Origin of the sequence: Thauera sp. JM12B12 (assembly GCF_039614725.1) — a bacterium.
GTDB lineage: Bacteria > Pseudomonadota > Gammaproteobacteria > Burkholderiales > Rhodocyclaceae > Thauera.
Window position 1 is genome coordinate 1,100,405 of the sequence record NZ_CP154859.1, and the last position, 22,838, is coordinate 1,123,242.

Here is a 22,838-nt window from a genome sequence, read left to right on the forward strand (position 1 = left end):
GGCTGGCGCTCAGCCGCCCAGCGCGGACTGCAGCATGTCGAGGAAGGCACGCGTCTTGGCCGGCATCAGCCGGCGCCCCGGAAATACCGCCCAGGCCGTGATCGAGGGCAGGCACCAGTCGGGCATCACCCGACGCAGTTCGCCACGGCGCACCTGTGGTGCGGCGAAGTAGTCCGGCACGGCGGCGATCCCGGCGCCCGCCTGCGCGAAGCGGATGAGCACCTCGGGCGCGTTCGCGTTGATCGAGCCGGGTGGCACGCCTTCCCAGCGCTGCGTGCCGCGCAGCAGCGTCCACCCGATCGGCTCTCCGGTGCGCGCGAGCAGGCGCAGCGCACGATGGCGATTAAGGTCCTCCGGCGCATCGGGTTCGCCGTGCTCGGCGATGTAGCCGGGCGAGGCGTACAGCCCCCACGGAAACTCCGCCAGCCGGCGCGCGGCGAGCAGGGTGTCGTCGGGCAGCGCGCCCATGCGGATGGCGATGTCGAAGTTCTCGCCCAGCAGGTCCACCCGGCGCGGCGACAGGTCCAGATCCAGCGTCACTGCCGGATGCAGCGCCGAAAACGCCGCCAGCATGTCGATGAGCAGCAGGTTGGCGAAGTCGTTCGGCATCGACACGCGCAGGCGCCCGCTCGGCCGCGCCTGCCGGCTCTCGGCGAGCGCGGCCACCGCCTCGACCTCGGTCTCCACCTGGCGCGCATGCTCGAGCAGGGCCTGGCCGAACTCGGTGATCTTGAGCCGGCGCGTGGTCCGCAGCAGCAGGCGTTCGCCCAGCCGTTCCTCCAGCTGGGAGAGACGGCGCGAAACGGTGGATTTCGGCAATCCAAGACGCTCGGCGGCTGCGGTGAAGCTGCCATCGTCGATGACGCGTACGAAGATCAGCAGATCATTGGGGTCTATTTGTTCCATATGGGGAACAATGATGTCTAAATGAACGGGTTAATGCAATGGGCGGCATTGAATAGACTTCAATTCACACGCTTCCCCAACCCCAGAGGACCCGAACATGAACATCCTGCAAATCAACGGCAGCGCCCGCTCCGAAGGTGCCAACTCCACCCGACTCGCCGACGACATCGTCGCCCGCCTCCGGGCTGCCAAGCCCGGTGCCACGCTGGTGCTGCGCGACCTCGCGCGCGATCCGGCGCCGCTGATCGACGAAGCGGCGCTCGCCGCCCTGTTCACCCCCGCCGAGCAGCGCACGCCCGAGCAGGCGGCGCGTGTGGCCGCGAGCGACGCGCTGATCGCCGAAGTGCAGGCCGCGGACGCGATCGTGCTCGGCGTGCCGATGTACAACTTCGGCATCTCCGCCCAGCTCAAGAACTGGATCGACGCCATTGCCCGCGTCGGCGTCACCTTCCGCTATACCGAGAATGGTCCCGAGGGCCTGCTCAAGGGGAAGACGGTCTATGTCGCCTTCGCCCGCGGCGGTCGCTATCGCGACACGCCGGCCGACACCCAGACGCCGTTCCTGAAGACGGTGCTCGGATTCCTCGGCATGACCGACGTGCGCTTCGTCTACGCCGAGGGCCTGAACATGGGCGAGGACGCTGCCCGCCAAGGCTTCGCCGAGGCCGCCGCCGACATCGAGGCCGCGCTCGGCTGAGGCCCGCGGCGCGCGCTGCCACGCGGCGGGCCATTCCCGCCCGCGTCCCCAACCCCCCAAGAGAGGAGCACGCACATGAGCATCGACAGGCTGTCCCGAATCCCTTCCGCAGGCGTGAGCCGTTCGCGCACCGTCGAGCGACTCGTCGTCGGCCACCCGACCTCGGATGGTGCCGGCGTCAAGCTCACGCGCGTGCTCACCCAGCCGCTGCAGCGCCGGCTCGACCCCTTCCTGATGCTCGACGCCTTCGGCAGCGACAAGGCGGACGATTACATCGCCGGGTTCCCCGACCATCCCCACCGCGGCTTCGAGACCGTGACCTACATGATCGCCGGCCGCATGCTCCACCGTGACAGTGCGGGTCACGAGGGCTTGCTCGAGAATGGCGGGGTGCAGTGGATGACCGCCGGGCGCGGCGTCATCCACTCCGAGATCCCGCAGCAGGAGGAGGGCCTGATGGAAGGCTTCCAGCTCTGGCTCAACCTGCCTGCGAAGGACAAGATGAGCGCGCCCTGGTATCGCGACTTCGCTGCCGGCGAGCTGCCGCGCTTTGTGACCGAGGCAGGCGTCGAGGCGATCGTGATCGCCGGCGAGAGCCATGGCGTCGGCGGCGCCGTCACGCGGGAGACGACCGCGCCGGTCTATCTGGACCTGCGCCTTCCCGCCGGGGCGGTCTTCTCCCAGCCTTTGCCCGCAGGGCATAACGCCTTCGTGTACGTCTATCGTGGCGCGCTGAAGGTGGAGGGGGGCGGCGTGCCGGCGCGCAACATGGCCATCCTCGCCAACGCTGCCGACAGCGACGGCGTGCGCCTCGAGGCGACCGCGGAAACCCGTGCGCTCCTCATCGCCGGACGCCCGCTGGGCGAGCCGATTGCGCAGTACGGTCCCTTCGTCATGAACACCGAGCAGGAGATCTACCAGGCGGTGGCCGACTACCGCGCCGGACGCCTGGCAGCCTGATCGCAGCGGGCTATACGGCCCGGCGCCAATTCACGCCGCGAGCGCCCGCAGCGCGGCAACCTGGCGGAGGACTGGCTCGGGCACCGGAACCGCCCCGGCCAGCATCGACCGGATCAGTGCCGCGTTGTCCGCCACCGAGGGGGCGTCGGGCAGGCCCGCGAGCGGCGGTGCGCCGCCTTCCTCGCCGGCGACGCCAACCGACGCCGCGCCGTCGACATATACCTTCATCTCCGGACAGCGTCGCGGGTTGGCGTAGATCTCGCCTTCGGTGCCGCGCATCAGCATCGCCCGCCCGCCATCGGCGCGCAGGAAGTCATCCATGCGCTCGAGGTACTCGGGGTGGGTGACCGCCACCACGCGCACGCTGCGTCCGCGGCAGGGGTCGATGAGCTTGGCCATGGTGTGGCCGCTCGCGCGTACGCCCATGCGCACGCGCAGCGCGAGCAAGGGGTCGAGTCCGGGCAGCAGCTTGTCCACGCCGATGCAGGCGATGCGCCGCCCGGCGAGCTGCACCGAGGCCTCGGCCGCATCGGCGGCCGGATGCAGGTCGAGCGCGGCGAGCAGCTCGAACGGGCTCACCCGCGTCTCGAAGTCGTGCCGACCCTGGATCAGCACCGGCACCCCCTCGTGCGCCAGCAGCAGCGCCACCAGCGGCATCAGGTTGGCCTGACGGCGCGCGCCGTTGTAGGTCGGCAGCACCACGCAGCGCGGCCCCTCGGGCACGGCGACCTGCGCCGTGCGCACATCCATCGCCTGCTTGAAGCCGAGCAGCTCGGGCAGCGCCTCGCTCTTGATGCGGAAGGCGATCAGGATCGCGCCGAGTTCGAGCTCGGGCACCACGCCGTCCAGGATGTCGCCAAAGAGCGCCGCCGCGGCGGCCGTGTCGAGGTCGCGCGCGCCCTTGGCGCCCCGCCCGATTTCCTTGATGATTGCGCCGTATTTCATGGCGGCGATTATGGCGGGCTTGGCCTGCGGCGGCCAGCCCGTTTTGGGTACGCGCTCCGTGCGCTGCGCTCGCGGTCAAGGCTGCTCCCACTGGGGGATGCCAGGCCGCGCCTCGCCGTCGATGGGGGCGTGCCGGCGAACGCCAAACGCCCACCCAAGCTTCCCTATCCTGGAGGACTTCACTCAATGGACGTCGGATTCATCGGACTCGGCCTCATGGGCCGGCCCATGGCCCTGAACCTCATCAAGGCCGGCCACCGCGTGCACGTCTGGAGCCGCCGTCGCGCGTCGATGCAGCCACTGCTCGCTGCCGGCGCCGGCGACTGCGCCAATGCGGCGGAGCTCGCGCACCGCGCATCGGTCACGATCAGCATGGTTGCCGATGCGCCCGACGTCGAGCAGGTCACGCTCGGCGCGAACGGCGTCGCCGATGGCGCCAGCGCCGGCCACATCCACATCGACATGAGCACGATCGCGCCCGCCGCGGCGCAATCGATCGCCGCGCGGCTGGCGGAGCGCGGCATCGTCGCGCTCGACGCGCCGGTGTCGGGCGGCGAGTCGGGCGCCATCGCCGGCACGCTCACCATCATGGTGGGTGGCGACGCTCCCGCCTTCGAGTGCGTGCAGCCCTTGTTCGCCGCCATGGGCAAGTCCATCACCCGCATCGGCGACGCCGGCGCCGGACAGGTCGCCAAGGCCTGCAATCAGATTCTGACCGGCGTGGGCGTCGCGGCGGTGGCCGAGGCGCTCAATCTCGCCGCGAAGAGCGGGGTCGACGCCGCCAGGGTGCGTGAGGCCCTGCTAGGTGGCTTCGCCTATTCGCGCATCCTCGAGAACCACGGCCAGCGCATGCTGGACCGCAACTTCAAGCCCGGCTTCAAGGCCTGGATGCACCAGAAGGACATGCGCATCGTCATGGAAGAGGCCCATCGCCTCGGTCTGGCGCTGCCGACTTCGGCGGCCACCATGCAGCTCTTCAACGCCATGGCGGGCAGCGGTCTGGGCGAGGACGATTCGGTCGCGATGCTCAAGCTCCTCGAGCGCATGAGTGGCGGCGCCGGCGAATGAGCGGGTCAGGGGAGAGCACCATGAGAATCGGATTCATCGGCCTGGGCGTGATGGGCGAGCCGATGGCCCGCCACCTGCGCGCTGCCGGTCACGAGCTGGCGCTCTGGGCGCGCCGTCCGGAATCGGCCGCGGCGCTGGTCGCCGAGGGGGTGCCGCTGTGCGCGACGCCGGCCGAGCTCGCCGCGCGCAGCGAGGTGGTCATCACCATCGTCACCGCCAGCGCCGACGTCGAGGCGCTCGCCTTCGGCCCGGACGGCCTGGCTGAAGGCTTCGCGTCCGGCAGCATCCATGTTGACATGAGCACGATCGCCCCGGCGACCGCGCGCGCGCTCGCCGCCCGCTACGCCGAACGCGGCGTCGGCTGGGTCGATGCGCCGGTCTCCGGCGGCGGCCAGGGCGCGCGCGACGCCACGCTGGCGATCATGGCCGGCGCCGAGGCGGATACGCTTGCCTGCGTGAGGCCGCTGTTCGCGGTGCTCGGCAAGCGCGTCGTGCATATCGGCCCGCCCGGCGCCGGCCAGGTCGCCAAGGCCTGCAACCAGATGATCATGGTCTCCGTCATCCAGGCCTGCGCCGAGGCGCTTCGCCTGGCCAACGCCCACGGCGTCGATGTCGCCGCGGTGCGCCAGGCCCTGATGGGCGGCTCGGCGGGCTCGAGGGTGCTCGAGGTGATCGGGGCGAAGATGGTCGAGCGCGACTTCGCCGCCGGCATCGAGGCCCGGCTGCACCACAAGGACTTCGCCATCCTGATGGACGAGGCCGCCAGGCTCGGCGCCCCGCTGCCGGTGGCCGCGCAGGTGTGGCAGCAGCTCAATGCGCTGATGGCTGCGGGCTGGGGGCGCGACGACACGTCGAGCCTGCTGCGGGTGCTCGAGCGGTGACGCGATCGCGGGCAAGCCCGCTCCCATAAGACGCAGCGGCCGCCATTTGTGTGGGCGCAACTGTCCGTGGGAGCGGGCTCGCCCGCGAATTTAGCGCTCGATCCTGCTCACGCCCCGCTCAGACCCACACCGCATCCCAATGCGGGTAGGTCCGCCCCCACGAGACGCGGCGACCGCCTCTTCCGTGGGAGCGGGCTCGCCCGCGAATGCAGCGCTCGGTCCTGCTCGCGCCCCATTCAGATCCACACCGCATCCCAATGCGGGTAGGCCCTGACCGAGCTGACCAGCCCTGCGCGCACCGGATTCGCCACTACATAACGGGCGATTCCCACCAGATCTTCTTCTGCCCTCACTGCATGGTCGTGAAAGCCTGCCTGCCAGACCTTGCGTCCCGGCGCGGCGTCGAGCCTGTTGAGTGCGATGGCGCTGCGGGACTTCATGGTGCGCACGGTCGATGCGAGATCACCGTCGAGCAGCACAAACAGCCAATGCACATGATCAGGCATCGCAACGTAGGCGAGCGTCCTGACGGCGTGGGCCTGGTCTGCCGCACGCAGCGTCCGGATCAGGGTGCGGGCATGGACGAGGTCGTCGAAAAGGGCACGCCGGTCAGCGCAGGTCGTCGTGATCAGGTATGCGCGGCCGATCTCGGCCACACGACCGCGGCGCAGGGCGGACGAGTTATGGCGGCGCATGCTTTCGGTCTGTAGATGGAGATCGAAAGGGTATGCAAAAAGGGATGTCCCAGGCAAGCTGGAGAATTGCCCGCGGGGCGAGCGGGCAAAAGGGCTAGCGGGCAACGGGGCGGTTCGCGGCCGAGTCAGGCTCTTGGTTTCAGGCTGAACGTTGAGCTCGCCTGGCCGCATCCTCGGCGGCCAGGCGAGCTGTGGGAGCGGGCTTGCCCGCGAATTGCGAGGACCGAGCGCTGCATTCGCGGGCAAGCCCGCTCCCACGAAGCCGCCGCCGCTCCCACGAAGCTGGCGCCATATGCTCACGGAAGCATGTCCCGGTCCCTTCCGGGCGCCATTCAGCAACCTTGGATCCGATTCGAACCTTCGCCCCGCGGCTTGCCATACCACCTGAAACGCTCGATCACCTCTGCCATCTCCTCGTTCGACAGCGGCACCGGGGCACCGAGCTGCAGCGTGCGCCAATATTGCTCGCACAGGGTTTCGAACTCGATCGCCAGCGCGAGCGCGTGGGCGAGGTCGCGGCCGTACACCACCATGCCGTGGTTGGCGAGCAGGCAGGCGCTGCGGCCGTCGAGCGCGGCCACCGCGGCGTCGGACAGGGCCTGGGTGCCGAAGGTGGCGTAGCGCGCGCAGCGCACCGTGCTGCCGCCGAAGCGCGCGATCATGTAGTGGAAGGGCGGGATTTCGAGGCGCTGGCAGGCGAGCGCGGTCGCGAAGGGCGAATGTGCGTGCAGTATGGCGCCGGCGGCCGGACAGGCGGCGTAGATGTCGTGGTGAAGCTTCCACTCGGACGAGGGCGCGAGCGCACCGGAGTAGCCGCCATTCGCGTCGACCTCCACCATGTCCTGCGGTTGGCAGCGTTCGGCGGACAGGCCGCTCGGGGTGATCAGCATGCCCGGCGCGCAGGACGCCGCGTCGGCAGAGCCCGGGCGGGCCGCGGCAGCCGCGACGTCGGCGGGGCCGGCGCCGAGTCGCACGCTGGCATTGCCCGCGGTGCCGACATTGAGGCCTGCGTCGGACATCGCCCGCAGCGTCTTGAGCAGCTCGGTGCGCAGCGGGTCGCCGGGCTGCCAGCCGGCCTCCTCGTGGATGCAGACTCCGGGGGTGTCGCTCATCGTTCGTGCTCCGGATAAAGCCGCGCCAGTGCGCCGGGGGCGGCGATGCCGCGCTCGGTGATGATGCCCCGGATCAGCGCCGCCGGCGTGACGTCGAAGGCTGGGTTGGCGGCGCGGGTGTCGGCGGGGGCGAGGGCGAGTTCGGCGATGTCGCCCGCCGTGGTGGTGCCGCGGACGTGGCAGACCTCGGCGGCGCCGCGGTCCTCGATCGGGATGGCGGCGCCGTCGGGGCAGGCGAAGTCCAGCGTCGAGCGCGGGGCGGCGATGTAGAAGGGCACGCCGGCGGCCTGCGCGGCGAGCGCCTTCAGATACGTGCCGACCTTGTTGGCGGTGTCGCCGTTGGCGGCGATGCGGTCGGCGCCGGTGATCACCATGTCCACCTCGCCGCGCATCAGCAGCAGGCCGGCAGCGTTGTCGGCGACCAGCACGTGCGGCACGCCCGCCGCACGCAGTTCCCACGCGGTGAGCAGGCCCTGGTTGCGCGGCCGGGTCTCGCTGACGAAGACCTCGACCGTGATGCCCTCGGCCTGCGCGGCGTAGATCGGCGCCAGCGCGGTGCCGGCGCCGCAGGTGGCGAGCCAGCCGGCGTTGCAGTGGGTCATCAGCCGTACCGGGCCGGGGCGGCGCGCGGCAAGCTCGCGGATCAGGGTGAGGCCGTGGCGGCCGATGGCGTCGCAGGTCGCCGCGTCGTCGGCACGGATGGCCTCGGCCTCGGCCCAGGCGGCCTCGAGCCGCGCCGCGCGCGGCAGCGGGTGCAAGGCGGCGTCCATGCGCGCGAGCGCCCAGTGCAGGTTCACCGCGGTCGGGCGGGTGGCGCCGAGCACCTTCAGCGCGCGCGCGAGCGCCTCGTCCTCGCCACCTTCGTGGCGCAGCGCCAGCGCGACGCTGAAGGCCGCGGTGGCGCCGATCAGCGGTGCGCCGCGCACCTGCATGCTGCGGATGGCGTGGGCGGCGTCGGCCAGGGTGTGCAGCACGACCGTCTCGGTGCGGTAGGGGAGCACGGTCTGGTCGAGGATTCGGACAGCGTCGCCGTCGCGTTCAAGGGTGGGGAGCGGTTGCGTGAACATCGGTTCGTCTCGAAAGGGTCAGGGTCGTTCAGGCGCTGTATTCGCGGGCCAGCCTGCGCCCGCAGTCGCGTGGGGTGGCGCGCCATGCGGGGGGCGTTCGCGGGCCAGCCCGCTCCCGCGGACACCTCCGGCGCGGTGCGCTGTGGGAGCGGGCTGGCCCGCGAACTTCATGCGCTCAAACCTTGCGCAGCCGCTCGGAGGCGGTGGCCAGTGTGGCTTCGTTCTTGGCGAAGCAGAAACGGATCACGCGTTCGTCGCGGCCGTCGGCGAAGAAGGCCGACACAGGGATTGCCGCCACGCCGACCTCGCGGGTGAGCTGTTCGCAGAAGGCGACATCGCCCAGATCCGAGATCGCACCATAGCGCGCGAGCTGGAAGTAGGTGCCGTGCGAGGGCAGCAACTCGAAGCGCGAGCCGGCGAGCGCGTCGCGGAAGAAGTCGCGCTTGCCCTGGTAGAAGGCGGCCAGCCCTTCGTGCCGCGACGCGTCGGCCATGTAGTCGGCGAGCGCGAGCTGCACCGGGGTGTTCACCGTGAACACGTTGAACTGATGCACCTTGCGGAACTCCGCCATCAGCGCGCGCGGCGCCAGGATGTAGCCGACCTTCCAGCCGGTGATGTGGTAGGTCTTGCCGAAGCTCGACACCACGAAGCTGCGCGCGGCGAGCTCGGGGTGCGCGGCGCAGCTCGCGTGGCCGGCGCCTTCGAAGACGATGTGCTCATAGACCTCGTCCGCCACCACCACGATGCCGGTGCCGCGGGTGAGCGCGGCCAGGCGGTCGAGGTCGTCCCGCGTCCACACCGTGGCGGTGGGGTTGTGCGGGGTGTTGATCATGATCATGCGCGTGCGCGGCGTGATCGCCGCCGCCACCGCATCCCAGTCCGGCCGGTAGTCGGGCGCGGCCAGGCGCATGCGCACCACCTTGCCGCCGGCCAGTTCGATCGCCGGCACGTAGGAGTCATACACCGGCTCGAACACGATCACCTCGTCGCCCGGGCGCACGCAGGCGGTCACCGCGGTGAACAGCGCCTGGGTGGCGCCGGCGGTGACCGTGATCTCGTGCTCGAGGTCGTAGCGCGTGCCGTACAGCGCCTCGACCTTGGTCGCGATCGCCGCGCGCAGCGGCAGGCAACCGGCCATCGGTGCGTACTGGTTGTGGCCGGCGCGCATCCAGTGGGCGACGCGCTCGAACAGCAGGTCCTCGGCGTTGAAATCGGGAAAGCCCTGCGACAGGTTGATCGCGCCGCATTCCTGCGCCAGGCGCGACATCACGGTGAAGATGGTGGTGCCCACGTTCGGCAGGCGGGACTCGATGGGGGCGGGGAAGCTCGGCATGGGGGCGGTCCGGAGGCAGGTCGGAAAAATGGACGTGCGCCACATTGTCGCAAACCCCGCGCGTCAAGGGCATCCGTTCTGGCCGGGCCGCCGCCCGCTCCCACGGGCGCTGCGCGGCCCCATGCTAGAATCCGCGCGTTCTGGACATCGATCCGCCGGCGTTCCGCTGTGCGGCCCTCACCGTGCGCAATTTGCTCATCGTCATCCTGGTTCTGGTCGGTATCTGGTGGGCGCGCGGCGCCGTGCGCCGCTTCAAGGCGCAGAACGCCCTGCGGCGCAAGGAGGCCGGCAAGCCGGTCGCCGCCGAGCGCATGCTCGAGTGCCGTCATTGCGGGGTGATCGTGCCCGAATCCGAAGGCGTGCGGGCGGGCGACGATTTCTACTGCTGCGATGCGCATCGCCGTGCCGGCCGCGCCGACTGAGGCGCGCATCCTGCCGTCGCCCGAGGGTGACCGCGCGCGCCGGGCATCGCTGCGCTACCTGAACTTCTTCCGGCTCGTACTCGCCGGGCTCTTCCTTGTCGCCGGCCACGAACTCGGCCTCGGCAGCGAGGCGCCGCGCCTGTACCACGTCATTGCCTTCGGTTACCTGGGGGCCGTGCTCGCACTGGGTTTTCCGGATGCTGCGCGGCGTTTCGGCTTCGAGCGCACGGTGGCCATGCAGGTGGTCGTCGATGTGCTCGCGCTGTCGCTGATCATGTGGGTCAGCGGTGGCTACCGCAGCGGCATCCCGGCGCTGATCATGGTCATGCTCGCCGGCGCCGGCCTGATCGCGGAAGGGCGCATGGTGATGTTCACGGCGGCGCTCGCCACCCTGGCCGTCCTCATCGAGAACACCTGGCGCTATGCCGCGGGCGGGCAGTCGGTCGATTTCCTGCAGGTGGGCATCTTCTGCGCCGGCTTCTTCGGCATCGCCCTCGTCGCCCGCCTGCTCGCGCTGCGCGCCAGCACCAACGCTTCGCTCGCCGCCGAACGCGGCGCGGCGCTCGCCAAGCAACAGGCGGTGAACGAACACATCATCCGCGACATGCGCGACGGGGTGATCGTGGTCGATGCGCGTGGCCGCATCCTGCACGCGAACCGTCAGGCGGTGGCGCTGCTCGGCATGACGGATTCCAACGCCGAGGGGCTGGAGGGCCTGGCACTGCGTGACCTCGACGCGGCCTTCGAGCACGTCCTGCAGCCAGGCGTGGCCCCCGAGGGGCGGCTGCTGCGCGTGGGGCCGGGAGGACGCCTGCTGCGCTGCCGGGCGGTGGCCGGCGAGGCGGGCAGCGCGGCGGCCGGCGACACGCTGCTCTATCTCACCGATTTCGACGACATCCAGCGCCAGCTGCAGCAGATCAAGCTCGCCGCGCTCGGCCGCCTCACCGCCAGCATGGCGCACGAGATCCGCAATCCGCTGTCGGCCGTCACCCAGGCCGCGGAGCTGCTGCGCGAGGAGAAGCGCGCCGACATGCAGGGGCGCCTGGTGCGCATCATCAATGACAACGCTCAGCGCATCGAACGCATGATCCGCGACGTGCTCGCCCTCGGTCGCCGCGAGCAGGCGATGCCCGAGGCTCTGCCGCTGGCCGGATTCGTCCGCGAGGTGATCGACGCGCGTCTGTTCCGTGCCCCCGAAGAGGCGCCGCTGTATGCGGTCGACATCGACCCGGCCGCCACGCTCGCGATCGATCGTGCCCATCTGCACCAGATCCTCGACAACCTGCTCGCCAATGCCTGCCGCTACTGCTCCGGCGAGCCTGGCGCGATCCGCGTGTGGGCCGAGGCACTGCCCGGCGAGCGTCTCGCGCTCCATGTGCGGGACGACGGGCCCGGCTTCGACGAGGCCACCCGCGCGCATCTCTTCGAACCCTTCTTCACCACCCATCCCAAGGGCACCGGCCTGGGCCTCTACATCGCGCGCGAGCTCGCCGAAGCCAACGACGCCGATCTCGAGCTCGCCAGCGCCGGCGCCGGCGCCCACCTGGTGCTCAGCGCGCGCACACAGCCATGACACATACCGAACGCCGCAACCGCCCCCAGTCGATCGATGTCCTCGTCGTCGATGACGAGGACGACATCCGCGAACTGCTCGAGCTCTCGCTGATGCGCATGGGCCTGGCCTGCGACAGCGCCGGATCGCTGCAGGCGGCGCGGGACTTGCTCGCGCAGCGGCGCTACCGGCTGTGCCTCACCGACATGCGCCTGCCCGACGGCGACGGCCTCGAGCTGGTCGAGCACATCCAGAGCTGCCAGCCCGGCTTGCCGGTGGCGGTGATCACCGCCTTCGGCAGCATCGAGACGGCGATCCGCGCGCTCAAGCTCGGCGCCTTCGATTTCGTCACCAAGCCGGTCGAGCTCAAGGCGCTGCGCGAGCTCGTGCAGCATGCGCTCAAGCTCAGGGACCAGGCCGGCAGCGAAGCGGCGAATGCGGCGGCGGGCGCGCGCGCGCTCATCGGGCACTCGCCGGCCTTCGAGCAGCTGCGCGCGCAGGCCGAGAAGCTCGCGCGCAACCAGGCGCCGGTGTTCATCCATGGCGAGTCGGGCACCGGCAAGGAAGTCATCGCGCGCACCATCCACAGCCTGGGGGCGCGTGCCTCCGGACCCTTCGTGCCGGTCAACTGCGGGGCGATCTCGCCCGAGCTCATGGAGAGCGAGTTCTTCGGCCACCGCAAGGGCAGCTTCACGGGCGCGGCGACCGACAAGGAGGGGCTGTTCCAGGCCGCCAACGGCGGCACGCTCTTTCTCGACGAGATCGGCGAGCTGCCTCTCGCGATGCAGGTCAAGCTGCTGCGCGCGATCCAGGAGCGCGCGGTGCGTCCGGTCGGCGCACACGCGGAAGAGGCGGTCGATGTCCGCATCCTGTCGGCCTCGCACCAGGATCTCGGGCGGCTGGTCGCGGAGGGGCGCTTCCGCCAGGATCTGTTCTTCCGCATCAACGTCATCACCTTGCGCGTGCCCCCCCTGCGCGAGCGCCGCGAGGACATCGCCGAGCTTGCTGCCCACATCCTCGGGCGGCTCGCCGCGCGCGAGGGTGGGCTGCCGCGCAGGCTCTCCCCCGACGCCCTGCAGGCGCTGCAGCGATATGCCTTCCCGGGCAACGTGCGCGAGCTCGAGAACCTGCTCGAGCGCGCCTGCGCGCTGTGCGAGGGTGAGGCGATCGGCGCCGCCGACATCGAGCTCTACCCCGAGCAGACCGCCTCGGGCTGGCTCACCGACATCGCGCCGGGCATGTCCGTTGGCGACGACGCCGCCGCGCACGAAAGCGGGAGCGAGTCCGTGGCGGGCGGCGATTCGGGCGACGACGCCGAGCGCCTGCGCATCATCCGCGCCCTCGAGCAGACGCGCTGGAACCGCTCCGCCGCCGCGCGCAATCTCGGCATGACCCTGCGCCAGCTGCGCTACCGGCTGCAGAAATGGGGAATGGAGTAGGGCTGCGGCATCGACATTGCCGAGCGGTGCTGTGGGCGCGGGCGCGGTGCTGAGGGAGCGGGCGCGGTGTTGTGGGAGCGGGCGCGGTGTTGTGGGAGCGGGCGCGGTGTTGTGGGAGCGGGCTTGCCCGCGAACGAGGCTGCATTCGCGGCCAAGGCCGCTCCCACGGGAAGTTGCTCCCACGGGCAATTCATTGCCGCGCGATGAATATGGCATTGCTCGTGGCCCGGCGCCGGGCGATTGAATAGAATGCCGGCATGAACCCGACCATCCTCCATCGCGGCGCCCGCAATGGCGTCACCGGCTCCTGCCACCAGCTCTTCGTCGAGGGCGACAACTCCTTTCTGGTCGACTGCGGCCTGTTCCAGGGCACCGAGACGGCACCCGACGGCAAGGCCGGCGCCGACCGCCTCGACATCGATTTCCCCGTGGCGGGCATCGGCGCGCTCATTCTCACCCACGTCCACATCGACCACTGCGGCCGGCTGCCCTGGCTGCTCGCAGCCGGCTTCAAGGGCCCGATCCTGTGCAGCGAGCCCTCCGCGCGCCTGTTGCCCACCGTGCTCGCGGACGCCTTCGAGGTCGGTGTCTCGCGCAACAAGGCCATGGTCGAGCGCTACCTCGACATGGTCGAGCCCCGCATCCGCGCGCTGCCGTACGGCAAGTGGCACACGATCTACCGCAGCGCCGGCGCCAGCTGCCGCATCCGCCTGCAGCGCGCCGGGCACATCCTGGGCTCGGCCTATGTGGAGTGCGAACTCTCCGGCCCGGCCTGGCCCGAGAAGCGTCGTGTCGTCTTTTCCGGCGACCTCGGTGCGCCGCACGCGCCGCTGCTGCCGGCGCCGCGTTCGCCCTGGCAGGCTGACGTGCTGGTGCTCGAGACCACCTACGGCGATCGCCAGCACGAAGACCGCCGCAACCGGCGCAAGCGCCTCCAGGCGGTGGTCGAGCGCGCGCTGGAAGACGGCGGCACGGTGATCATTCCCGCCTTCAGCATCGGCCGCACGCAGGAGCTGCTGTACGAGTTCGAGGACATCCTCCACACCCAGCGCCAGCGCCCGGGCAAGCATGCGGACAGGTGGGACAGGCTGAAGATCTTCCTCGACTCCCCGCTCGCGCTGCGCTTCACCGAGCTGTACCGTGAGTTGCAGCCCTTCTGGGATGCCGAGGCCCGCGCCCGCGTGCGCGCCGGACGCCAGCCGCTGAGCTACGAGCAGCTGGTCGCGATCGACAGCCACGAGCGCCATCTCGCCAACGTGCAGCGCCTGGCGCGCAGCCGCGAGCCGGCCATCGTGATCGCCGCCAGCGGCATGTGCGCCGGCGGCAGGGTGGTGAACTACCTCAAGGCCATGCTCGGTGATCCGCGCCACGACGTGCTCTTCGTCGGCTACCAGGCGCGCGGCACGCCCGGCCACGCCATCCAGACCTTCGGCCCGCGCGGCGGCTATGTGGACCTGGACGGCGAGCGGATCGCCATCCGCGCCGGCGTGCATTCGATGTCTGGCTACTCGGCCCACGCCGACCAGGCCGACCTCACCCGCTTCGTCACCCGCATGCGCCACCTTCCGGGCGAGGTGCGGCTGGTGCATGGCGAGGACGAGGTGAGGGCGGCGTTCGCGCGCCATCTGGAGGCGGCGACCGGGGGGGAGGTCAAGATCGTTGCTTGATTCCGGGAGGGCGGGGCGCACGGGGCCGGGGTCCGTCGCAAGCCCCGAGCCTGTCCGCTGCCTGCGGTAATGGCGCCCCCTTGGGAGACGCTTTGCTGCAACACAATTGCGCAATGCTCCGCTCCGCCGACTGGTCAATGCTGTGCATTTGTTCCTGTGCATCCGATGACGTATCTTCATACGATCGTCAAGGGTGTGCGGCCGTGCCCGGCCGACGTATCATTCGCGGCTACAAGAACTTCGAGGGGATTTGTCATGGGTAGCAATGTTCGGGGCATGTGGTCCCGGCTGGTTCGTATTTCGATGCTTGTCGCCGCTGCCGGCACGCTGGCTGGCTGCGCTTCGTCGTTCCCCTCGGCGCCGCCTGTTGCCGCCGACGCCGAGTACAACTATCAGATTGGCCCCGGCGACACGCTCAACATCGTGGTCTGGCGCAACCCGGAACTGTCGATGTCGGTGCCGGTGCGCCCCGACGGCAAGATCACCACGCCGCTGGTCGAGGACCTACCCGCGCTGGGCAAGGATGCCACCACGCTGGCGCGCGACATCGAGAAGGAACTCGCAAAGTTCATTCGCGAGCCTGTAGTCACCGTCATCGTCACCAACTTCGCCGGACCCTACAGCGAGCAGATCCGCGTCGTAGGTGAGGCCGCGCAGCCGCGCATCCTTCCCTACACGCAGAAGATGACCTTGCTCGACGTGATGATCGCCGTCGGTGGCCTCACTCAGTTTGCCGACGGGAACAACGCCAGCATCCTGCGCACCGGTGAGGGCAACAAGCAGTACAGCGTCCGCATCAAGGATCTCATCAAGCGTGGCGACGTTTCTGCCAACGTCGAAATGCGTCCGGGTGATGTGCTGATCATCCCGCAGAGCTGGTTCTGACGCCGCTCTCCCGACTCACCCCGGGGCAGGCCTGCTGCGGTGCCGGCGGCTCTGCCTCGAACCTGCGAAGCTGATTCATGGAAGAACTCGTATCACAGATCACCGGCTACCTGCGCGGCATGTGGCGCTTCCGGTGGTGGGGCCTTGCGCTCGCCTGGGTCGTCGGCATCGTTGCGGGCGTCGTGATCTACAAGATGCCTGACAAGTACGAATCCAGCGCGCGCGTTTTCGTGGACACGCAGTCCGTGTTGCGCCCGCTGATGGCGGGTCTTGCCGTGCAGCCCAACGTCGATCAACAGATCGCCATGCTCAGCCGAACCTTGATCAGTCGTCCCAACGTCGAGAAGCTGATCACCATGGCCGACCTCGACCTGGAGGTGAACACGCCGGAGCAGCGGGAGGCGCTCATTACCGAGCTGTCCAAGGATCTTCGCATCGGATCCGCCGATCGCACCAACCTCTTCACCTTGTCCTATGCCGATACTCGGCCTGAGCGGGCGCAGCGTGTGGTGCAGTCCCTGCTGTCGCTGTTCGTCGAGTCCGGCTTGGGCAGTAAGCGCCAGGATACGGATGCCGCGCGCCGATTCATCGAAGAGCAGATTCGCAGTTACGAACAAAAGCTCACCGAGGCCGAGAACCGTGTGAAGGAGTTCCGTTTGCGCAACATGGCTGTTCTTGGGGACGGCGCGCGCGACTATATCTCGCAGATCGGGGCCATGTCCGAGCAACTCCAGCAAGCCCAACTCGAACTTCGCGAAGCCGAGAATGCGCGCGAATCGCTGCAGCGACAGATTGTTGGCGAGGAGCCGGTACTTCTGCCGCAGACGCCTTCGGCGAATGCGGTGTCCATCCCCGAGATCGATGGACGTATCGATACACTCAAGCGCAACCTCGACGAGCTTCTCTTGCGCTATACCGACCAGCATCCCGACGTGTTAGGTACCCGTCGCCTGATCCAGGATCTTGAAGCACAGAAGATCCAGCAGATAGAGGCCATGCAGGCCGCGGGTGGTAGCCAGTTCGGTGCGCTGGATTCCAACCCGGTTTACCAGCAAATGAAGCTTGCACTCGTACAGGCCGAGTCCAAGGTGGCCTCGTTGCGCGTGCGGGTCGGCGAGTTCCAGTCGAGGCTAGACCAGCTTCGTGACCAGGCGCGCATGGTCCCGCAGATCGAAGCCGAGATGGCCCAGCTCAACCGCGACTACAGCGTGCACAAGAGCAACTACGACGCGCTCGTGGCGCGCCGTGAGTCGGCCAACATCGCGGTCGACATGAACACGCAGACCGGTGTGGCGGACTTCCGCGTCATCGATCCGCCGACGTTGGCGACCAAACCCTCTGCGCCTAACCGCATCTTGCTGATTCCGCTCGCAGGACTTGCCGGTCTGGCGGCCGGCTTTGCGCTCACGTTTCTGGTCAGCCAGCTCCGTCCAGCATTCAGCGACGCGCGCTCCTTGCGCGAGATCACGGGGGTGCCCGTTCTTGGCACGGTCTCCATGCTGCGCACGCCCGAGCGCTCAGCGGCTCGCAGGCGGGGGTTGTTCGCCTTTGGGCTTGGGATCGCGGCCTATGCGGGTGCGTTTGCCGCGGCGGCCTTTGCGTTGCGGCTGATCCAGGGTTGAATGGGACATCACGATGAGTCTTATTGAAAAAGCCGCGCAGCGACTCGATCAGCTCAAGCAGGCCTCAGCCGAGCCCGGCGACGAGGCTCTTGCGCCTGCACCGTCGGCGTCTGTCGTTGCCGTGTCCGAGCCCGCTGTCGCCGCCAAGGCGGCTACCAGGTCCTCCGAAGTTCCTTTGGCGACAGCCCATGAGCCTGCCGCGGCCGTGTCGCGGATGATTCAGATCGACCTCGCGGTACTTGCGGCAAAAGGGATGGTCTCGCCCGAGCATCCGCGCTCCCCAATCGCCGAGGAATACCGCGTCATCAAGCGTCCGCTGCTGCGCAACGCGACCGATGCCAGCTCGGCCCGCATCGACAACGCCAACCTGATCATGGTCACCAGCGCCCTACCGGGCGAGGGTAAGACTTTCAGCGCCATCAACCTGGCAGTCAGCATGGCGATGGAGCTCGACTACACCGTGCTGTTGGTCGATGCAGACGTGTCGCGACCTTCGGTCTTCCGACAACTCGGCCTGCCGCCAGAACGCGGTCTGATGGACGTGCTCGCCGGCGACGTGACCGATCTCAGCGACGTTCTGTTGCGCACCAACGTCGAGAAGCTGTCGATCCTGCCTGCCGGGATGCCGCACCAGCGCGCAACCGAGCTGCTTGCTTCCGAGAGCATGAACCGGCTCCTCAGGCAGATCGCCACACGCTACCCCGACCGCATCGTGGTGTTCGATTCGCCGCCCTTGCTGGTTACGACCGAGTCGCGTGTGCTCGCCACCCACATGGGGCAGGTGGTCGTGGTCGTCGAGTCCGAGCGCACCACGCACGCTTCGGTCAAACAGGCGCTGGCCACGATCGAAAGCTGTCCGATCAAGCTGATGCTGTTGAACAAGTCGCGTCAGGGCGGTCCGGGAGGCTACTACGGATATGGATACGGATATGGCTATGGCGAAAAGCCGCGCGACAACGCGGCCTGAGATCGGCGCCCCGCGTCTCGCCCTGATTTCTGCGCTCCTCCTGTCGCTAACGGCAGCAGGTGCGGCGCAGGCACAGACCGTGCGCATCCAGCCCACGCTGGATACGCGACTGACGTGGACCGACAACGTCGACACCGAAGAGAACGGCCAGCAAGACTGGATCGCCGAAATATCCCCCGGCGTGTCGATCAGCCGCGAGTCGGGCCGCTTCAGTGGCGGGCTCAACATGAGCCTGCGAAATACTGTCCACGCCGATCAGACAGAGGACAACGCCACCTACCTCGACTTGCAGGGCAGGGGCACCATAGAGGCGATTGAGGATGCGTTCTTCGTCGATCTTGGGGCCTCGATCAGCCGCGACAACCGCTCAGCCTTTACGGGCCGGTTTGCGGGCGACACGCTCGACAACGACGAGGACAACGAAACCCGCCTGTTCTCGATCGGGCCGCGTTTCGGCTTTCGCTTCGGTGAGAGCGGCGAGGGCAACATCGGTTACGAGGAGCGTTGGTTGACCGGAGGCTCCGATACCCTCGGCGACCAACGTACCGGCACCTTGCGGGCCAGCATTGCAGACCCCGTGTCCTTTCGCCTGTTTGGTTGGGGGCTGGACTATTCCCGTACCGACACCAGCTACGACGAGGGCGACAGCCGTGATGTCACGGAGGAGGTCGGCCGCGGCACGCTCTTCATCAACATTGATCCGCAGTTCCGGCTGCGCGCGATCGGCGGTTACGAGTCTAACGACTACGCCTTGATCCAGGGCGAGAGTGGTGCAATCTGGGGCGCGGGCTTCGACTGGTACCCCACCGATCGGACGGCCATATCGGCCACCAGCGAAGAACGCATCTTCGGTACCGGCTACAACGTCAGCGTTCAGCATCGCATGGCGCGCTCCGTGTGGAGCCTGTCCGCGACGCGCGATATTTCGTCACAACTCGATGAGCTCGAAGAGGCCTATTTCCTAACCGACAGGTACCAGGACATTTTTGGTGCCCTTAAGGGGTCTCCTCTGGGCAATCGATTTACGGACGACGAGTTGCGCCTGCTCGCCCGCGATATCTATTTCCTCGACGACCCGGGTTCGATCCGAACCAACCGATACTACGTATCGCGAGGGATCACGGCGGGGGTCAGCCTCATCGGCGTGCGCAACACACTCACGTTCAGTGTGGGGCAGACCGACCGGACTGCCTTGAACACCTTCGAGGGCACGGCTGATATTTCCGACGATTTCGATGGCCGCGAACGGATCAAGACTCGAACAGCGTCGGTCTCGCTCAGTCACCAATTGTCCGGGCTCTCGGCCCTCAATGTCAGCTTGATGCGCTCGGAAGGTGAGGGCGACGGCGCCGAGAACGACGAAACGGACCGCACTATGTTCACCCTCGGCGTCAGCCGCACCCTCAGCCCCAACGCCAGCGGCAGCCTCACCTATCGCCACATCAAGTCCGAGGGTGACGACAGCTACACCGAGAACGCCGTCACCGCCACGCTCGGCATGCGGTTCTGAGCAGGAACACGATGTACGAATCATTCTTCAAGCTCCGCGGCAAACCCTTCCAGCTCAACCCGGATCCGGCCTTTTTCTACGGCAGCCGCGGGCACCGGCGGGCGATGGCCTACCTCGAGTACGGCCTGCACCAGAGCGAGGGCTTCATCGTCATCACCGGCGAGGTCGGTGCCGGCAAGACGACCATCGTGCGCAGCCTGCTCGAGCAGCTCGACCCCGAGCGCGTGGTCGCCGCCAACATCGTCAGCACCCAGATCGACGCCAACGACATGCTGCGCATGGTGGCCGCCGCCTTCGGCGTGCCTGCCCGCAACCTCGACAAGGCCGGCCTGCTCCTGGCGATCGAGACCTATCTGGTGTCCATCGCCGCGGCGGGCAAGCGTGCGCTGCTGGTCGTCGATGAGGCGCAGAACCTCACCCCTTCGGCGGTCGAGGAGCTGCGCATGCTGTCCAACTTCCAGCTCGAGGACCATGCGCTGCTGCAGAGCTTCCTGGTCGGGCAGCCGGAGTTCCGCGACATCATGCAGCGCGCCGAGATGCAGCAGCTGCGCCAGCGCGTGATCGCCTCCTACCACCTCGGCCCGCTCGACGCCGAGGAGACGCGCGGCTACATCGAGCACCGCCTCTCCCACGTCGGCTGGACCGACGACCCCATCTTCGATGCGGGCGCGTTCAACGCCATCTACGGCTACTCGGGCGGCATCCCGCGCAAGATCAACACCCTGTGCGACCGCCTCATGCTGGCGGCCTTCCTCGCCGAGCGTCACGTCGTCAGCGAGAACGACGTCCGCGAAGTCATCGACGAGCTCAAGGAAGAGTTCGCCTCGGCGCAGGCCCGTCCGGTGCACACGCCGCACTTTGCCACGACCGGCGAGGCCGCCCCCGTGCTCCGGCTCGATGCGCTCGCGCTCGAGCGTCTGCGCGCCACGCCCGAGCTCGCCGCGCAGGCCGCCGGCCTCGCCGGCAGCTACGACCTGCAACGCATCGAGGCCCGCATCGCCGGCCTCGAGCAGTCGGTGTCGGCTACCCTCAACATCCTCAGCCAGCTCCTGGAGGCCGTGCGCCGCGACGAGCCGGCAACGGACAAGACCCAATGAATGCTCCCGCCAACCGCCCCGCGCCGGTCATCTGTGTCGTCGGCGCGCGTCCCAACTACATGAAGGTCGCGCCCATCATCCGCGCCTTCGCTGCGCACAACCCGCCGATCCCCACGCTGCTGGTGCACACCGGCCAGCACTACGACCCGGCGATGAAGGACCGCCTGTTCGCCGATCTCGCGCTGCCCGAACCCGACGTCAACCTTGCCGTCGGCTCCGGCTCGCACGCCGTGCAGACTGCAGAGGTCATGAAACGCTTCGAGCCCGTCATCGATGCGCACGGCGCGCGTGCGGTGCTGGTGGTGGGCGACGTCAATTCCACGCTCGCCTGCGCGCTGGTTGCCAGCAAGCGTCACATTCCGGTGGTACATGTGGAGTCCGGCCTGCGCAGCAACGACCGGCGCATGCCCGAAGAGATCAACCGCATCCTCACCGACCAGATTTCCGACGTGCTGTACACCACCGAGCGTTCCGCCCACGACAACCTCGCGCGCGAGGGCATCGCGCCCGAGCGCGCGGTCTTCGTCGGCAACGTCATGATCGACAGCCTGCGCGCCAGCCTGCCCAAGGCGGTGCCCGCCGAGGTGCTGCTCGCCCAGGCCGGTCTCGACGCGCGGCGCATCGCCGGCGGCTACGGGGTGGTGACCCTCCACCGTCCGTCCAACGTCGATCACCCCGAGGTGCTCGCCCCGATCATCGACGCCCTGCGCGAGGTCGCCGCCCGCCTGCCGCTGGTCGTCGCGCTGCATCCGCGTACGCGCAACAACCTCGAGCAGTTCGGCCTGTTCGGCCGTCTAGACACCCCGGACTTCCTGATCCTGCCGCCGCAGGGTTATCTCGAGATGCTCGGCCTGATGTCGGGCGCGCGCCTGGTGCTCACCGACTCCGGCGGCATTCAGGAAGAGACCACCGCGCTCGGCGTGCCCTGCGTCACCATCCGCGAGAACACCGAGCGCCCGATCACCGTCGAGCAGGGCACCAACACCCTGGTCGGCATCGACCCGCGCGCCATCGTCGCCGCCGCCCACGCGGTGCTCGACACCGGCGGCAAGGCCGGCCGCATCCCCGAGTACTGGGACGGCCGCTGTGCCGAGCGCATCGCCGAACATCTGCACCGCTGGCTGCTCGATGCCGAGGGCGGCCCGCCGGCCGGGAGCTGACATGTCCGCGCGCATCACCAACGCCTTTACCTGCGACGTCGAGGACTACTTCCAGGTCTCCGCGCTCGCGCCGCATTTCCCGCGCGAGCAGTGGGACAGCGTGCCATGCCGGGTCGAGCGCAACGTGGAGCGCGTGCTCGAGCTCCTCGACGGCCACGGTGCGCGCGGCACCTTCTTCACCCTGGGCTGGATCGCCGAGCGCTTCCCGCAACTCGTCCGGCGCATCGCCGATGCCGGTCACGAGGTCGCCAGCCATGGCTATGGTCACCAGCGCGCCAGCGAGCTGTCGCCTGGCTCGTTCTCGGCCGACATCCGGCTCGCCAAGGCGATCCTCGAGGACATCACCGGCAAGGCCGTCACCGGCTACCGCGCGCCCAGCTTCTCGATCGGCAAGGCCAACCTGTGGGCGCACGACTGCATCGCCGACGCGGGCTATCGCTACAGCTCCAGCGTCTACCCGGTCAAGCACGACCACTACGGCATCCCGGACGCGCCACGCTTCCCGTGGCGCCTGCCCAACGGCCTGGTCGAGGTGCCGATCACCACGCTCAGCATGCTCGGCCGCAACTGGCCCGCCGGCGGCGGCGGCTTCTTCCGGCTGCTGCCCTATGCGCTGTCGCGCTGGCAGATCGCGCGCGTGAACGCCGCCGACCAGCGCCCGGCGATCTTCTACTTCCACCCGTGGGAAATTGATCCGGATCAACCGCGCGTGACCGATGCCACGGCCAAAACCCGGTTCAGGCACTACATTAACCTCAAGCGCACCGAGGCCCGTCTGGATCGGCTGCTTTCTGATTTCGCCTGGGGGCGCGCCGACGATGTCTTTCGCGACGCCGCCTGAACACATCGAGAC

At 68.7% G+C, this 22,838-nt stretch carries 21 protein-coding genes; 15 read left to right on the forward strand and 6 right to left on the reverse strand.

Going from position 1 to position 22,838, the window contains the following annotated elements; genetic code table 11:
* Positions 1-9: 9 nt before the first annotated feature.
* Positions 10-906 (reverse strand): LysR substrate-binding domain-containing protein, encoded by an 897-nt coding sequence (locus tag AAG895_RS04890; protein ID WP_345794415.1) that lies wholly within the window; start codon positions 904-906, stop codon positions 10-12.
* Between the two features lie 97 nt (positions 907-1,003).
* Between AAG895_RS04890 and AAG895_RS04895 the strand changes: the two genes are divergently transcribed.
* Together AAG895_RS04895 and AAG895_RS04900 are read left to right on the forward strand one after the other, a co-directional pair.
* Positions 1,004-1,603 carry an NAD(P)H-dependent oxidoreductase gene (locus tag AAG895_RS04895; protein ID WP_345794416.1) on the forward strand — a complete coding sequence of 200 codons (600 nt, stop codon included), beginning with the start codon at positions 1,004-1,006 and terminating at the stop codon, positions 1,601-1,603.
* 75 nt (positions 1,604-1,678) lie between these two features.
* Positions 1,679-2,563 carry a pirin family protein gene (locus AAG895_RS04900; protein ID WP_345794417.1) on the forward strand — a complete coding sequence of 295 codons (885 nt, stop codon included), beginning with the start codon at positions 1,679-1,681 and terminating at the stop codon, positions 2,561-2,563.
* Between the two features lie 30 nt (positions 2,564-2,593).
* On the opposite strand, the gene ybiB is transcribed toward AAG895_RS04900, so the two are convergent.
* The gene (ybiB, locus tag AAG895_RS04905; RefSeq protein ID WP_345794418.1) at positions 2,594-3,508 is read right to left on the reverse strand and encodes a DNA-binding protein YbiB; all 915 of its coding nucleotides are present in this window, start codon (positions 3,506-3,508) and stop codon (positions 2,594-2,596) included.
* A gap of 186 nt (positions 3,509-3,694) precedes the next feature.
* Between ybiB and AAG895_RS04910 the strand changes: the two genes are divergently transcribed.
* Positions 3,695-4,576: an NAD(P)-dependent oxidoreductase gene (locus tag AAG895_RS04910; protein WP_345794419.1), complete on the forward strand. Its 882-nt coding sequence runs from the start codon at positions 3,695-3,697 to the stop codon at positions 4,574-4,576.
* Between the two features lie 20 nt (positions 4,577-4,596).
* Positions 4,597-5,457, forward strand: a complete 861-nt coding sequence (locus AAG895_RS04915) for an NAD(P)-dependent oxidoreductase (RefSeq protein WP_345794420.1) — start codon at positions 4,597-4,599, stop codon at positions 5,455-5,457.
* 236 nt (positions 5,458-5,693) lie between these two features.
* On the opposite strand, the gene AAG895_RS04920 is transcribed toward AAG895_RS04915, so the two are convergent.
* From AAG895_RS04920 to AAG895_RS04935, 4 genes are all read right to left on the reverse strand, one after another.
* Complete coding sequence (locus AAG895_RS04920) at positions 5,694-6,113, reverse strand: transposase (RefSeq protein WP_345794421.1); 420 nt, start codon at positions 6,111-6,113, stop codon at positions 5,694-5,696.
* 371 nt (positions 6,114-6,484) lie between these two features.
* On the reverse strand, positions 6,485-7,264 hold the full coding sequence (locus tag AAG895_RS04925; RefSeq protein ID WP_345794422.1) for a class II aldolase/adducin family protein: 780 nt from the start codon (positions 7,262-7,264) through the stop codon (positions 6,485-6,487).
* Positions 7,261-8,331: an S-methyl-5-thioribose-1-phosphate isomerase gene (mtnA, locus tag AAG895_RS04930; protein ID WP_345794423.1), complete on the reverse strand. Its 1,071-nt coding sequence runs from the start codon at positions 8,329-8,331 to the stop codon at positions 7,261-7,263. The genes AAG895_RS04925 and mtnA overlap by 4 nt, the downstream gene beginning before the upstream one ends.
* 175 nt (positions 8,332-8,506) lie before the next feature.
* On the reverse strand, positions 8,507-9,664 hold the full coding sequence (locus AAG895_RS04935) for a pyridoxal phosphate-dependent aminotransferase (protein ID WP_345794424.1): 1,158 nt from the start codon (positions 9,662-9,664) through the stop codon (positions 8,507-8,509).
* 182 nt (positions 9,665-9,846) lie between these two features.
* Here AAG895_RS04935 and AAG895_RS04940 point away from each other — a divergent pair, with 182 nt between their 5' ends.
* The 11 genes from AAG895_RS04940 (at position 9,847) to AAG895_RS04990 (ending at position 22,826) form a co-directional block, all read left to right on the forward strand.
* Positions 9,847-10,086 (forward strand): PP0621 family protein, encoded by a 240-nt coding sequence (locus AAG895_RS04940; protein WP_345794425.1) that lies wholly within the window; start codon positions 9,847-9,849, stop codon positions 10,084-10,086.
* Positions 10,055-11,659 carry an ATP-binding protein gene (locus tag AAG895_RS04945; RefSeq protein ID WP_345794426.1) on the forward strand — a complete coding sequence of 535 codons (1,605 nt, stop codon included), beginning with the start codon at positions 10,055-10,057 and terminating at the stop codon, positions 11,657-11,659. Before AAG895_RS04940 ends, AAG895_RS04945 begins: the two co-directional genes overlap by 32 nt.
* Positions 11,656-13,077: a sigma-54 dependent transcriptional regulator gene (locus AAG895_RS04950; RefSeq protein WP_345794427.1), complete on the forward strand. Its 1,422-nt coding sequence runs from the start codon at positions 11,656-11,658 to the stop codon at positions 13,075-13,077. Before AAG895_RS04945 ends, AAG895_RS04950 begins: the two co-directional genes overlap by 4 nt.
* Before the next feature lie 257 nt (positions 13,078-13,334).
* Complete coding sequence (locus tag AAG895_RS04955; RefSeq protein WP_345794428.1) at positions 13,335-14,744, forward strand: MBL fold metallo-hydrolase; 1,410 nt, start codon at positions 13,335-13,337, stop codon at positions 14,742-14,744.
* A gap of 303 nt (positions 14,745-15,047) precedes the next feature.
* On the forward strand, positions 15,048-15,629 hold the full coding sequence (locus AAG895_RS04960; RefSeq protein WP_345794429.1) for an XrtA/PEP-CTERM system exopolysaccharide export protein: 582 nt from the start codon (positions 15,048-15,050) through the stop codon (positions 15,627-15,629).
* A gap of 77 nt (positions 15,630-15,706) precedes the next feature.
* Entirely contained in the window at positions 15,707-17,251 is a 1,545-nt protein-coding gene (locus tag AAG895_RS04965) for an XrtA system polysaccharide chain length determinant (RefSeq protein WP_345794430.1), read from the forward strand.
* Positions 17,252-17,264: 13 nt separating this feature from the next.
* Entirely contained in the window at positions 17,265-18,218 is a 954-nt protein-coding gene (locus AAG895_RS04970) for an XrtA-associated tyrosine autokinase (protein ID WP_345794431.1), read from the forward strand.
* Positions 18,187-19,728, forward strand: coding sequence for a TIGR03016 family PEP-CTERM system-associated outer membrane protein (locus tag AAG895_RS04975; protein ID WP_345794432.1), 1,542 nt, complete (start codon positions 18,187-18,189; stop codon positions 19,726-19,728). Before AAG895_RS04970 ends, AAG895_RS04975 begins: the two co-directional genes overlap by 32 nt.
* An 11-nt stretch (positions 19,729-19,739) precedes the next feature.
* A complete protein-coding gene (locus AAG895_RS04980) occupies positions 19,740-20,825 on the forward strand; it encodes an XrtA/PEP-CTERM system-associated ATPase (protein ID WP_345794433.1) in 1,086 nt (361 codons plus the stop codon).
* Complete coding sequence (gene wecB / locus AAG895_RS04985) at positions 20,822-21,985, forward strand: UDP-N-acetylglucosamine 2-epimerase (non-hydrolyzing) (protein WP_345794434.1); 1,164 nt, start codon at positions 20,822-20,824, stop codon at positions 21,983-21,985. The genes AAG895_RS04980 and wecB overlap by 4 nt, the downstream gene beginning before the upstream one ends.
* Position 21,986: 1 nt before the next feature.
* The gene (locus AAG895_RS04990; RefSeq protein WP_345794435.1) at positions 21,987-22,826 is read left to right on the forward strand and encodes an XrtA system polysaccharide deacetylase; all 840 of its coding nucleotides are present in this window, start codon (positions 21,987-21,989) and stop codon (positions 22,824-22,826) included.
* Positions 22,827-22,838 lie beyond the last annotated feature (12 nt).